The following is a 13,443-nucleotide window of genomic DNA, read 5'->3' on the forward strand; positions in this document are numbered from 1 at the left end:
CCATTTCTGCTAACTCAACTCAAAGTTCAGAAAAGGAAATCATGAAAAATGCAATAGAAAAAATTCATGCTGCAGCACGTGAGTGTCCCATCGGCGGATTGGACGAAAATATTTTCTTGGATTCAGATATCTGTTTTTTCTTGCTTGGAAGACAGAAAGCTAGTTTTAAGGGGTTTTGTGATGTGCCACTCTCAGCCGTTGCATGCATGGTGAGGAATGATTGGTATAAAGAGAAGGCTAAGACGTGGCGTGAAGCTACCTTTTGCTTGCATGGAGATGGCTGGGGTGAAAAAGTTTTTGAGTATTTTGAAGGGGATTTTCTTGAGAAGAGTTTTCCAGCACCTTCATGTCTTTACCATCTAAAATTGCAATCAGTAGGCGGATTGGTTAGCTGTGCAAATGGCACGCATCGACTTGTCGCAGCAAAGGCGTGGCTATTACATACACAGGGGGAGTCTGCAGTATTAAAACAAGCCAGTCTTGAGCGTTTCGAAATTGATCCGTTAATCGAAAAATTGTTATACATGGCGGTTAATAACAATGAGGAAATTGCAATATCATTCGTCGAACCAGATGAACGCGAATATCTTCGAATTGATAATCAATTTTTGCGTTTTTATTTGCGGATTGGTAAAGATAAATTTTTTGTGCGAACTGAAGAAAATATCTATCCTCTTGCCAACAAATTCCACTTTTCAGATATCTCGGCCTCAATGAGGTCTGGAATGAAATGTTATGGACGTAAAAACTGGAAAGTGGTTCCTACGTCGATAGTGTGTAAGGCCTTAAATAAGAGTTGGTGACTTAGATGAGGCTTACTGTTGGTAGATATTTTGCTAAACCATATTTTATTAATAAAGAAGCGATTTTCAATTGAATAAAGAACAACTCAAAAAACTAGAAGCCGACCTCTGGCGCGCAGCCGATGCTTTGCGCGCTAATTCGGATTTAAAAGCCAGCGAATACTCCACGCCTGTGCTCGGCCTTATTTTCCTTAAATTTGCTGACAACAAATACAAGCAATACGAAGCCGAAATTCTTGCTGAATATCAGCAGCACAAAGGCAAGCGCACCGAAAAGCCGATTTCTGATATTGCCATCGAGAAGTGTGGTTTCTATTTGCCAGATCATGCACGATACGACTACTTACTCAGCCTGCCAGAAGAAAAAGACATCGCCAAAGCATTGAAGCACGCCATGCAGCAGATCGAAGAACACAAGCCAGAGCTGGCAGGTGTGCTGCCGGAAGATGAATATTTTCGTCTCACCCGCTCAGAACAAAACAAAGGCATGCCCAAGCAACTGCTGAAAATTTTTGCCGATATCCCGGCTGATATCACAGGCGATATGTTCGGGCAGATTTACGAATACTTCCTCGGCGAATTTGCCATGAGCGAAGGCCAAGGCGGCGGTGAATTTTTTACACCGCGCTCGGTAGTGCGCCTGATGGTAGAAATCATCGAACCACACGGTGGTCGCGTTTTTGATCCTGCATGTGGTTCGGCGGGTATGTTTGTCCAGTCTGCCCAATTTGTCGAGCAACACCGCAGTGATGCAAACAATCGGACCAGTGGAGACATCTATGTCTGCGGCCAGGAAAAAACGCTGGAAACCGTCAAGCTCGCCAAGATGAATCTGGCAGTCAACGGTCTGCGCGGCGAGATCAAGCAAGCCAATACCTATACAGAAGATCCGCACGATAGCTTCGGCCAGTTCGATTATGTACTCGCCAATCCTCCTTTTAACGTGGATGAGGTCAGTCTAGCTGCGGTTGAAAAAGACCCACGCTTTAATACTTACGGCATCCCTCGCAATAAGACCAAGGTTGGCAAGGCAGAACAGGGAAGAGAAACCGTCCCCAATGCCAACTACCTGTGGATCAATTTGTTTGCCACCTCACTCAAATCAAATGGCCGTGCTGCGTTGGTCATGGCAAACTCCGCATCAGATGCACGCCATTCTGAAGCCGATATTCGTAAAAGCCTGATCGAGAACAACCTGATCTATGGCATGCTCACGCTGCCATCCAATATGTTCTATACCGTCACGTTGCCAGCGACGCTGTGGTTCTTCGATAAAGCCAAGCAAGATGACAAAATCCTCTTCATCGATGCGCGCAATGTTTTCACCCAGATCGACCGTGCCCATCGTGAATTCACCGAAGAGCAAGTCCAGAACATCGCCATCATCAGCAAACTACACAAAGGCAATCGCCGCGCCTTCGTTGACCTGATCGACCGCTACTTTGCTGCTGGTCTGACCAAGCTGATCGAAAATGAAAAACATATCGAGTCCATATCCACGCAACTGCTAGAGGTGCTCGATAGTGCCGATGGCAAACAAGCCGTCAAAGATTTAGCTAATCAATGGAAGACACTCACAAGTTTGCAGGATCAATGCCAGAGCTATGTCGCCGTGCATGGCAAAGAAACGGATATCAATAGCAAAAACAAAGCACAAAACAAACTACGCGCAATATTTGATCCCTTCTTCATCGCTTTGCATGATGGCTTGAAGGCTTTAGACAAGATCGTGCGCCAGCATGAAAAGCAGCAAGCCGAGCTTGCCAAAGCAGAAGGCAAACGTGGCAGTGTAGACCGGAAAACCAAGACGCTAAAAACAGCATTGGAAGCATTGCATCTTGAAGTGAAAACAGCGGAGAGCTGGTTTAAGCATATTCATTGGTTGCAAGAGCGGTTTCCGCAAGCGGCATATGAAGATGTCATTGGGCTGTGCAAATTGGCTTCACCGGACGAAGTGAAAGAGCAGGATTATTCATTGAATCCGGGGCGGTATGTTGGCGTGGTTATTGAGGAAGATGGCAAAACAGAGGAAGAATTTTTGGCTGATTTAATTGCCATGAATGACGAACTCAATCAACTTAATAGCGATGCATGTCAGATCGAAACCATAATAAATTGCAATATTCTTCAAGTGACAGGGGAGATATGACTCAAGTATTTCTTACTGTTGCGAAGCTAATTGCAGACAAAGAAGCTAGTCTTCAGACAGGCCCGTTCGGGACACAATTAAGGGCAAGCGATTATGTGGAGCAAGGCATCCCAGTTATAAATGTACGAAATATTGGATTTGGCACGATTCGCGATGGAGACTTGGAATATCTCGGTGAAGCAATGGCCGAAAAACTGCATCAACATCGCTTAAAGATCAACGATATCGTTTTTGGGCGAAAAGGCGCAGTTGAACGACATGTTCTTATAGATAAGAACGCAGAGGGTTGGATTCAAGGATCAGACTGTCTTCGGCTGCGAATTGATAGCAGTCGAGTTAACAATAAATATCTGTCTTACTATTTCACTACATCAGCACATAAAGATTGGATGCAAGCTTTGTGTTCATTCGGTGCAACGATGAGTTCATTGAATCAAGATATTGTTAAGCGAATCAATTTCCCGTTACCTCCTATAAAAGTACAAGAGAAAATTGCAGCGATTCTTTCAACTTATGATGATCTGATCGAAAACAACCAGCGCCGTATTGTATTGTTGGAAAAGATGGCTGAGGAAATCTACCGCGAGTGGTTTGTGCGTATGCGCTTTCCTGGGTATGAGCTTTCTAAATTTGAGAAAGGCATACCAGAAGGATGGGAGGTTTCATCTCTAGGAGCCATCGCAAATTTCAATATGGGGCAGAGTCCTAGTTCAGAGTTTTACAATGAAACTGGCAATGGACTACCTTTTAATCAAGGCGTTGGAACTTACGGAGATAGATTTCCTAAGAAGGCTACATTCTGTAGTGTATCCGGGAGAAATGCCAAGCAAGGCGACATACTTTTTAGCGTGCGTGCACCAGTTGGTAGGTTAAATATTGCTGATTGCGAAATGATTATTGGCCGAGGTTTAGCAGCCCTTAGTCACAAGAAAAAATTAAATTCGTATTTGTTTTATCTTTTGAAAACCGTATTTTCGGATGAAGATATTATTGGCAATGGATCGATTTTTAACTCAGTAGGTAAAGACGAATTAAATCGTTTTCCAATATTGCAGCCTTTAGAATTATTAGAAAAGAAATTTGATGATATCGCTTCGAAAATTGATGAACAAATTTCTACACTAATTCGCGCTAACGAAAATTTGAAAAAGACCAGAGATATGCTTTTACCACGGCTGATCTCTGGCAAACTTTCGGTCGAATCTCTCGACATCCAATTCCCACCCAGCATGCAAGAAGCCGCCTAGCCACAAGGACAGCCCATGGCCAACTTTATCTCCGAAGACCAGATCGAACAGCGTTTGCTGAAAGAGTTGCAAGAAAAGTTTGGTTTTGCACTGCTCAATTGTCATACCGTTCTGGCTGACGATATCAATGATCAATCGGGGCGAAGTAATAAGCGCGATGTGATTTTTGCCGACCGTTTAAAAGCCGCTGCTGTGCGTTTGAATCCGCACATTCCTGAAGTGGTGATTGATGATGCCGTGGCAGGTTTTTGCGACCGTCGTAGTGCCAAGACCTTGATTGCGGCTAACCGTGAGCTGGATGGTTTGATCCGTGGCGGTATCGCGGTGGAATATGAAAATGCCCAAGGCAAAAAAGAGCAAGAGCGTGTGCGCTTAATCGACTTTAATCCAACACAGTCTGCCAGCAGTCAAAACGAATACCTCGCGGTATCGCAACTCTGGATCAAGGGCGAGCATGGTTATCGCCGACCAGATGTGCTGCTGTATGTGAATGGAATTCCTTTGGTGTTTATTGAATTAAAAAACTCCAGCGTCAAACTGCGTACAGCTTTTGACGACAACCTGACGACCTATAAAAAAGAAATCCCACAACTTTTTTTGACCAATGCATTTTGTATTTTTTCAAATGCCATTGAAACGCGGGTGGGCAGTATCACGTCGCAATGGGAACATTTTTTTACCTGGCTGCGTGTTGAGGATGAAAAGGAAAAAATCAACCGCGAAAAAATTGCGCACGACCAAACCAGCCTAGAGTTTGCAATTGCAGGTTTATGCGCGCCAGATAAGCTGCTCGATTATGTCGAGAACTTCATTCTCTACTTTAAAGAAACCAGCAAGATCATTGCGCAGAATCATCAGTTTATTGGGGTGAATAATGCGATAGAGAAATTTGCGCATCGGCGTGATTTGCAAGGCCGCTTGGGTGTGTTTTGGCATACGCAGGGTTCGGGTAAGAGCTTTTCGATGATCTTTTATGCCCGCAAAATATTCCGCAAGATGACGGGCAATTTCACCTTTGTGGTAGTGACGGATCGTGATGATCTGGATGGACAGATTTATCGCAACTTTTTAAATACGGAGACAGTCCAAAAGCACGAAGCAGCGCAACCGAAAAACAGTGAAGAGCTGCGCAAATTTCTCGGTCAGAACAAGCGCACCGTATTTACCTTGATTCAGAAATTCCGTTACGACAAAGGGCGTACCTATCCGGTGCTGTCCGAGCGTGATGACATCATCGTGATTGTCGATGAAGCACACCGCACACAATACGCATCACTGGCAGAAAATATGCGCGCTGGTTTACCTAATGCGAATTTCTTAGCCTTTACCGGGACACCGCTGCTGGGTAAGGAACGCAAAACCAACAAATGGTTTGGTGATTACGTATCCGAATACAACTTTCAACAATCGATGGATGATGGCGCAACCGTGCCGTTGTTCTACCAAAAGCGTGTGCCAAGTGTGCTGATCCAGAACGAGGATTTGAGTGAAGAGTTTTATGAAATTTTGGATGACGAAAATCTGGATGAGAAGCAGGCAGAAAAGCTAGAAGGAAAATTTGCGAAAGAAGTTGAAGTCATAAAACGTGACGACCGATTGGAGACGATTGCCAAGGATATCGTGGCGCATTTTCCCAATCGTGGCTATCTCGGCAAAGGCATGATGATTGCCATTGATAAGTTCACTGCGGTGCGTATGTATGACAAAGTGCAGCGTTTGTGGAAGGAAGAGATTAAGCAATTGGTGGGGCAAATCGCCAAAGCAACCAATCCTTTAGAAAAATCACGTTTAAAAAAACGACGTGATTATATGAATACGGTGCAAATGGCTGTTGTCATCAGCGAAGAAGCGGGCGAAGAAGATAAATTCAAAAAACAAAAGCTCGATGTCAAACCGCACCGTGACCGCATGACCAAGCTGGATGGGCAAGGCCATGATATTGAATACAACTTCAAAGACCCGGAAGATCCATTGCAATTGGTATTTGTATGCGCCATGTGGTTGACTGGCTTTGATGCACCAACGGTTTCTACGCTGTACCTAGATAAACCGATGAAAGATCACACGCTGATGCAAACCATCGCTCGCGCTAATCGGGTAACAAGTTGGCAGATCAATGGAGTATCCAAATTGAATGGTGAAGTAGTCGATTACTACAATGTCTTTCGCAATATGAAAAAGGCGTTGAAAGATTATGCGCAAGGGCTTGAAGGACAAGACGAAGAGCCGCCAGTGCAAGAGAAGACTGTACTTTTTAAACTGTTGGATGATGCGATAGAGCAGGGCTTAAATTTTTGCAGTGAAAGAGATGTGCGCTTAGATACCTTGCTGGCGGGTGACGATGTGTTTACCAAGCTAGGGAGATTTAACGAATTTGCTAATACCCTGCTTGGTAATGAAGAGTGGCGTAAGGGTTTTATGGTTTACCAAAATACGATTTCATCTTTATATGAAGCGTGTAAGCCAGAGGTATTGAGCCGTGGTAAAGGTCGAATCGTCGCTGCATTTGAATATCTGCGCGGTGTGCTTGATAGTATTGTCGAGCAGGTAGATATTGATTCTGTTAGTCAGCGTATTGCCGAATTGCTGGATGAGAGTGTGGTCGTAGATGGCGATCAGTATCCTAAACAAAAGCAAGATTTGGCAAATTATGCCGTCATCCACCAAGGTAAAACTTGGGATCTCAGCAAAATTGATTTTGATAAGTTAAGGGATGAATTTTCGGTTACTGCGTATAAAAATATCGAGATCGCTGATCTGCGTGCTTTTGTTGAGCACAAATTGCAGTTGATGTTGGCACAAAATGCGACCCGCTCTGACTTCGCCCAGCGTTTGCAGCAAATCATTGATAAATATAACGCGGGTGGTACTACTGTCGAAAATTATTATGAAGACCTAATGAACTTCACTGCTGATATGAAGAGCGAGGATGAGCGACATATCCGTGAAGGCTTAACTGAAGACGAACTTGAATTATTTGACCTGCTGAAAAAAGATGGTTTGACGAAGGCCGAAGAGCAGAAGGTGAAGCTGGCAGCCAAATCGCTGCTACATCGCTTGCTTGAGGAACAGCCAAAAGTATTGATTCAAGATTGGTTTAAAGACAGTCAAAGCCAAAAAATTGCTCGTAGTGCTGTTGAGATAGTTCTCAACAACAATCTGCCTGATAGTTATGACAGAGTCTTGTTCCGCGAAAAATGTGATGATGTTTTTGAGCTGATGCTTGATTATGCCCAGCAAGGGAAGAAGTGGGCGGCGCATGGTGCTGTGCATTAATTTTAACCTTAAATTTTCAAAAGCCTCCTAGGGGCAGCTACGCCCCCCCCCGCCGTATGGCGTCCCCCTCAATGCTGCAAGGCTTCGCCCTGCATCAATCAAAAATCAAAAGCGGTTTGGCATGGCGCGAAACCGGTTGTTGGTTGTCCGATCACTGGTGCCGCAAATTTAGCAAGCACATGCCCAATCGCACCGGTCTGCGTGGGTGCTTCGCCCCATACTCCGATATTAGTTTAAGGTTAAACGCCTACGGGGTTTTTAACCACCAATCAGTAGTTGCATCTAGATTTTTTATGGAATCAGAATCTATACCAAGTTGAAGTAGTTCGCCCTGAAATCGGTCGATTGCAATCCAGATCAATTCAGTAAACTCAGGATTATTAGGCAAACTTTCTTTTGTCCAATTTATGAGAATCTGAATGGCAAACTTGACTTCACTTTCCTTATTGGCTTGAGAGTAAAAGGATGTTTTTCGAATAAAAACGAGAAGCAAAAAAGCGCTGATTAGTCCAGAATCTCCACCGAGCTCAACAGCATCTTGGCCATGTCCTATTTCTAAGAGTAATGCATCTGTTGCTAGCGCGGCTGCAATTAAATCCATTAACCATATTTGAAAAAACTGAGTGGTATGAATCTTGAAGTGATTTCCAGTCCATAACATGGACTCTAGAATGCTCGCTGGCTCGAGCGAGCAATAGTGATTGAGCACCAGATCAGGTGGTACTAATTCTTTAGATGTAAACGGTACTAAATACCAACCCATACGGCGCTGTTGATTTGGGCCTTCTCCTTTGGCACGTGGAGCCCAAGTGTTTGCAATGGCCATCAATAATTGCATCGATTCATTTTGTCTTGGTTCCGTAGAGGCCCATAGATCAATGGCATAAAAAAGTGTATGCGCTGGGTGCTCTTTGTTTCTAGAAAACCCCGGCTTTAACCACCTCATTGTTCCAGGAAATATTTTTTCAATTAGCTCTATTTTGCTAAGTTCTGGTTGTACTTTCCCACTCCACCAGTCAGTCCAGCGTCCGGAAGAAACGAACTCTTTACCATCTGATGGGAAGTGTTGTTCGACAATTTTGCGATCGCCATCATTTATCAAAACTTCCATTGCTCGCTTTTGTAAAGCAGAGTTGATTCGATGAGCCATTGGCTCTTCAAATGATTCATCAGGAAACAATTCTTTTTTAATTGCGCGCGTCCATGCTCGAAGCCGCAACTCAACTGTTGGCATTCTCATCTCTTTTCTTCTACGTGCCATGCGTTCTCCGTATATCCCAGAAAAATTTCTCTAATTTGTGGATAAAGGTGCTTCCTCCGAATGCGTATCGTAGCTACATGCGCTCAGCAGTCAGTCAAGCATCAGTGATTATGAGTATAGAGGTTAATCCCTTTATAGCCATTTTTTGTGAAATCAAAAGCAGAGGAACTACACACCGGACGCAATCCGGTGAATAGCTCCAAAGCCCCGCCAGTCATGGCTTAGCGGTGAATACGGGGCTGTCTACCAAGCGCATACAAAACGAAACAATTCAATTCATTCAAGGAGTTAGATATGACCACTAAAATTCTGACGGTGCGCATTCCATCGCCGCTTTATGCAGCGATTTGCCAACAAGCTGCGGAGACAGGCGTACCCGTTTCCGCATACGTTCGGCGCATGGTTGAGCAAGAGCATCAGGCACAGCAAGTTACCGAGCTGCGCAATGAACTACTGTCCAAACTGGATAGCTTGGCTACACCTGCTGTTGCTGCACCGTCGCCTATGCAAGACGAATTGCTACTCTTGGCACGAGGAATTGCAGCGCACCTTAATCCACAGCTGGTTGCTCAGGTGCGTGCCCGCTTACAACAACAGCAGGGAGCGTAACATGAGAATTACACTTTCTGTTCTTGGCTGGGCGCTACTGGTTGCTATCTTACTTTCTTTAGGATTCTGGATCTGGGATATCACCCATCAATTCCAGTTCGATCATCCGTGGACGGAGTTGCCTGATGCGCTATGGCATACCTTTCATTATCCTGCACTTCGTATGATTGCTGTCTGGGCGCTGCTCAAAGGTTTTGTGCCAGTTGGTTTATCTTTGTATTTGCTTGATCGGTTAGATGCGCGTGACCGCACACAGCGCGTGGTGCGTGGTGCTCGCATCGTGCCGGGAAAGGAGCTGCCTAACATCACAAGGAAAAAGCCGCGCCAAGGTGAACCGGCGCAAGTAACAGTAGCGAATGTGTCCATTCCATATAGCTGCGAGACAAGTCACCTCTTGCTTGCAGGTTCGACCAGCACTGGCAAAAGTACGGCCGTTGATGAACTACTAGAAAGCATCATGGCACGTGGTGATCGTGCCATCATCATTGATCCCAATGGACATGCGCTGTCACGCTTTGCAAAAAAAGGTGATGTTGTGCTCAACCCCTTCGATACACGCTCGCCTGGTTGGGGCATTTTTAATGAATTCAGAAAACCATTCGACTTTGACCGTATTGCTAAAAGCATCGTGCCCGACACCAGCGACACGAGCGCACAGCAATGGCACGGTTATGCGCAACAATTACTCGCCGAGACAACACGCGCACTCACCCAAACAGGAGAGAACACTACCGAGCGCTTACTGCACTGGCTCATTCAAGCACCGGCTGCTGACTTGAAAACCCTCTTAGCTGGTTCAGCCGCATCAGGATTATTTGAACCTGGCGCCGAACGTGCGCTCGCATCGACACGCTTTATCCTATCACACCATGTTGGCTCATTCCAGCACTTACAACCCGGCGATTTCTCTTTGCGCACTTGGTTGGAATCAGGCACAGGAAGCCTGTACCTGACTTGGCGTGAAGATATGCTCTCCACCTTAAAGCCCTTGATCAGTGGCTGGGTAGATATCCTCATTGCCAGTGTCTTGACTTTGCCTGATGATAATCCACAGCCGTTGTGGCTGATGCTTGATGAATTAGCCAGCCTAGAGCGCTTAAGCAGTTTGGAAGCTGGTTTAACCAAGGGCAGAAAACATGGCTTACGCGTGGTGGCTGGTTTGCAATCGGTAGCGCAGCTCGATGCCATTTATGGCCAAAATCATGCAAAAACATTGCGTAGTTGCTTCCGTAATATGCTGGCACTGGGTTGTGCCAACTCGGACCCTGATACAGCCAAAGTGATTTCAGATGGTCTGGGCCAATCTGAAATTGAGCGCATCCAAACCACTCACAACCAAAATAAAAACGGCGCTAGTACATCTACCCATCGGGAGCGCCGGATTGAAGCGGCGGTATTGCCTTCAGAACTGATGTCCTTGCCACCCTTACAGGGTTATTTGAAATTGGCCGGTGACTATCCAATTGGAAAAATACGTTTAGTTCCAAAAGACCGTCCAGCACTCTATGTGCCTTTTAAGGAGCGCTAAGATGTTAAGTCTATCGAATGTGGGCAATGGCCAAGTCGCTGCCAGTTATTATGAATCAGCAGATGATTATTACACCAGTGGCCACAGCCCCAGCCGCTGGTGGGGCGATGGTGCAGCGCATTTAGGTTTGCAAGGTGGCGTGGATGCGAAAGTCTTTGCAGAGCTCTTAGATGGGCAATTGCCAACAGGTGAAATGCTGCACCATGCAGCAAGCGGTCGGCGAGGTGGTACCGATGGGACATTTAGTGCCCCGAAATCCGTTTCCATGCAAGCCTTGGTTGGAGGTGATCGGCGTATCATCGAAGCGCACCATCTAGCGGTGGAGCGCGCTCTCGCGTATGCGCAAACGCTGGCAGCATGCCGTGTGACGGCCGATGGCATTGCAAGAAATGAAGCGACCGGCAATCTTGTGGTCGCGTGTTTTGCTCATGATTTAAGCCGAGCCTGTGACCCACAATTGCACACCCATTGCGTGATGGTCAATGCCACACGCCGCAGCGATGGGCAATGGCGTGCGATGGATAACCAGCAAATTTACCGCAATAAAATGCTCTTGGGTGCGCTCTACCGTGCAGAGTTGGCGCGCGAATTGCAAGGTTTAGGTTATGGCATTCGCCTCACGCATGATGATGGCCGTTTTGAATTGGCGCACATCACCGAACATCAAGTGAAAGCCTTCAGTCAGCGCAGCAATGCCATTGAAGCGTATTTGAAAGAGCATCATGGCTTAGAACGCGCAGAAGCCAGCGCTTGGGACAAGAAGCTGATTGCTGTGATTACGCGCGATAAGAAGACAGCGGTGGATCGTGCTTATTTGCGTGATGAATGGCAGAGCTTGAGTGAACAGAATGGTATTGATTACAAGGGGACTACTGTTCCTGCACATGATATGTGCAGGGATTTGAACGAACTCTTGGACCAGGCGCTGCGCCATATCGGCGAGCGCCAGGCTGCCTTTAGTCAACAAACTTTGATGCAGGCGATGCTAGAGCGTTGCGTGGGCACGGCCAATCTGGCTGAGATTGAAGTGGCACTTCAAGATGCCGTCAAGTGCAGGCGACTGATTCGGGATGGCAACAAGCTTACCACCCCAGCCGCGCAGCAAATCGAGCGCGCCATCTTGGACATCGAAGCGCGCGGGCGTGGCAAGCTCAGTGCAATCTATACCGGCGAGCGTCATGCACTTCGTGAAAACCTAGCCCACCTGTCGGACGGCCAATGCGAAGCAGCGCTTGGGATACTGCTCACCCACAACCAGGTGATTGGGATTCAGGGGCGTGCAGGTGTCGGCAAGACCACGCTCTTACAGGTTGCTGCACAGGAGGTTCGTGCGCAAGGCTACACGGTGAAGGGGTTAGCGCCTAGCGCCAGCGCTGCGCGTGAATTGATCGGAGCCGGTATCGAAGCGGAAACGCTGGCAGCCTTCATGCATCGAGAAAACAAAGGCTTACATGACAAAACACTCTTGATCGTTGATGAAGCTGGCATGGCTTCATCGCGCCAGTTACATGCGGTGCTTGATGCGGTTGAGAAGACGGGCTGTCGCGTAGTACTCGTAGGCGACACGGCACAATTGCAAGCGGTGGAAGCTGGCAAACCATTTGCCCAGCTTCAGGCCCACGGCATGCATACGGCGGTGGTAGGCCAAATCCAGCGCCAAAAAAATCCACTCTTGAAAAAAGCGGTGGAGCTCGCCGTAGATGGTCAAGTGGCGATGGCGGTAGAAGTGCTGGACAAACACATCCTGCAAATTGCACAAGCCAATGAACGCTTTGAGTGCATTGCAAATGATTACATCAATTTGCCGGTAAAGGAGCGTGTTTTAACAAGGGTGATCGCTGGTACACGTTCCGCCAGAAATGAAATCAACCAGCGTATCCATGACAAGTTGGGACTTAAGGGGCAAAGGCAGGAAGTGACTATCTTAGAGCGGAAGGATCACACTGAGATGCAAGCGAGGTCGATTCTAAGCTACCAGGTGGGCGATGTCGTGCTGGCTGATAGTGACTACCCATCCCTTTGTTTAAAGCGCGGCGAGTCAGCTACTGTCGTTGAGCGGCTTGACAGTGCACTAGTGATCGAGCGGGCAGATGGTGGACGCAGTATGTGGCAACCAGCGTTAGTCACCAAGCTTTCGGGGTATGTGCCGGTTAAACGATCGTTGGTGGTGGGCGATAAAGTGCGCATCACCGCAAACGATCGCACACGCGGCTTGATCAATGGTGACTTAGCTGAAGTAGTGGCGATGGATTCTAAGCTGCACAGCTTAACTTTGAGTATGGAGGACGGGCGGCAAGTGAGTTTGGATAGCCGACGTCCCATGATACTTGATTACGGCTACTGTTCGACGGTATATGGCAGTCAAGGCCAGACATGTGATCGGATCATGATCGAAGCCGATGGTCACAGTACTACCGCCAATGAAAACATGTTCTATGTTGCAATCAGTCGGGCGCGATATACGGTAAAGATATACACCGATGACCGTGAATTATTGCCATTAGCGATGAGCCGTGAAATTGAAAAAGAAGCTGCATTAGATGTACGAGTCGCTTGCCTGGAAATATAAA

At 46.7% G+C, this 13,443-nt stretch carries 8 protein-coding genes; 7 read left to right on the forward strand and 1 reads right to left on the reverse strand.

Annotated features, from left to right (window positions below; genetic code table 11):
• Nucleotides 1-41: 41 nt before the first annotated feature.
• The 4 genes from E2I14_RS17525 (at nt 42) to E2I14_RS17540 (ending at nt 7,475) form a co-directional block, all read left to right on the forward strand.
• Nucleotides 42-803: a hypothetical protein gene (locus E2I14_RS17525; protein WP_133330942.1), complete on the forward strand. Its 762-nt coding sequence runs from the start codon at nt 42-44 to the stop codon at nt 801-803.
• Between the two features lie 70 nt (nt 804-873).
• Nucleotides 874-2,952 (forward strand): type I restriction-modification system subunit M, encoded by a 2,079-nt coding sequence (locus tag E2I14_RS17530; RefSeq protein WP_133330944.1) that lies wholly within the window; start codon nt 874-876, stop codon nt 2,950-2,952.
• Nucleotides 2,949-4,199: a restriction endonuclease subunit S gene (locus E2I14_RS17535; RefSeq protein WP_133330946.1), complete on the forward strand. Its 1,251-nt coding sequence runs from the start codon at nt 2,949-2,951 to the stop codon at nt 4,197-4,199. The genes E2I14_RS17530 and E2I14_RS17535 overlap by 4 nt, the downstream gene beginning before the upstream one ends.
• A 15-nt stretch (nt 4,200-4,214) precedes the next feature.
• Nucleotides 4,215-7,475, forward strand: a complete 3,261-nt coding sequence (locus E2I14_RS17540) for a type I restriction endonuclease subunit R (RefSeq protein ID WP_133330948.1) — start codon at nt 4,215-4,217, stop codon at nt 7,473-7,475.
• 247 nt (nt 7,476-7,722) lie between these two features.
• On the opposite strand, the gene E2I14_RS17545 is transcribed toward E2I14_RS17540, so the two are convergent.
• A complete protein-coding gene (locus E2I14_RS17545; protein WP_133330950.1) occupies nt 7,723-8,736 on the reverse strand; it encodes a hypothetical protein in 1,014 nt (337 codons plus the stop codon).
• Nucleotides 8,737-9,030: 294 nt separating this feature from the next.
• Here E2I14_RS17545 and E2I14_RS19375 point away from each other — a divergent pair, with 294 nt between their 5' ends.
• The 3 genes from E2I14_RS19375 to mobF are packed head-to-tail and all read left to right on the forward strand — an operon-like array spanning nt 9,031 to nt 13,442.
• Nucleotides 9,031-9,345 carry a hypothetical protein gene (locus E2I14_RS19375; protein ID WP_165967885.1) on the forward strand — a complete coding sequence of 105 codons (315 nt, stop codon included), beginning with the start codon at nt 9,031-9,033 and terminating at the stop codon, nt 9,343-9,345.
• Between the two features lies 1 nt (nt 9,346).
• Nucleotides 9,347-10,873 carry a type IV secretion system DNA-binding domain-containing protein gene (locus E2I14_RS17550; RefSeq protein ID WP_165967886.1) on the forward strand — a complete coding sequence of 509 codons (1,527 nt, stop codon included), beginning with the start codon at nt 9,347-9,349 and terminating at the stop codon, nt 10,871-10,873.
• Nucleotide 10,874: 1 nt separating this feature from the next.
• Nucleotides 10,875-13,442, forward strand: a complete 2,568-nt coding sequence (gene mobF / locus E2I14_RS17555) for a MobF family relaxase (protein WP_165967887.1) — start codon at nt 10,875-10,877, stop codon at nt 13,440-13,442.
• Nucleotide 13,443: the final 1 nt, after the last annotated feature.

This window comes from Sapientia aquatica (genome assembly GCF_004358105.1).
Lineage (GTDB): Bacteria > Pseudomonadota > Gammaproteobacteria > Burkholderiales > Burkholderiaceae_D > Solimicrobium > Solimicrobium aquaticum.

What these genes read in the sequence shown, in the direction of transcription:
- E2I14_RS17525 (WP_133330942.1), top strand. Translation starts at nt 42, where the DNA reads ATGAAAAATGCAATAGAAAAAATTCATGCTGCAGCACGTGAGTGTCCC.
- E2I14_RS17535 (WP_133330946.1), top strand. Translation starts at nt 2,949, where the DNA reads ATGACTCAAGTATTTCTTACTGTTGCGAAGCTAATTGCAGACAAAGAA.
- E2I14_RS17540 (WP_133330948.1), top strand. Translation starts at nt 4,215, where the DNA reads ATGGCCAACTTTATCTCCGAAGACCAGATCGAACAGCGTTTGCTGAAA.
- E2I14_RS17545 (WP_133330950.1), bottom strand. Translation starts at nt 8,736, where the DNA reads ATGGCACGTAGAAGAAAAGAGATGAGAATGCCAACAGTTGAGTTGCGG.
- E2I14_RS19375 (WP_165967885.1), top strand. Translation starts at nt 9,031, where the DNA reads ATGACCACTAAAATTCTGACGGTGCGCATTCCATCGCCGCTTTATGCA.
- E2I14_RS17550 (WP_165967886.1), top strand. Translation starts at nt 9,347, where the DNA reads ATGAGAATTACACTTTCTGTTCTTGGCTGGGCGCTACTGGTTGCTATC.
- mobF (WP_165967887.1), top strand. Translation starts at nt 10,875, where the DNA reads ATGTTAAGTCTATCGAATGTGGGCAATGGCCAAGTCGCTGCCAGTTAT.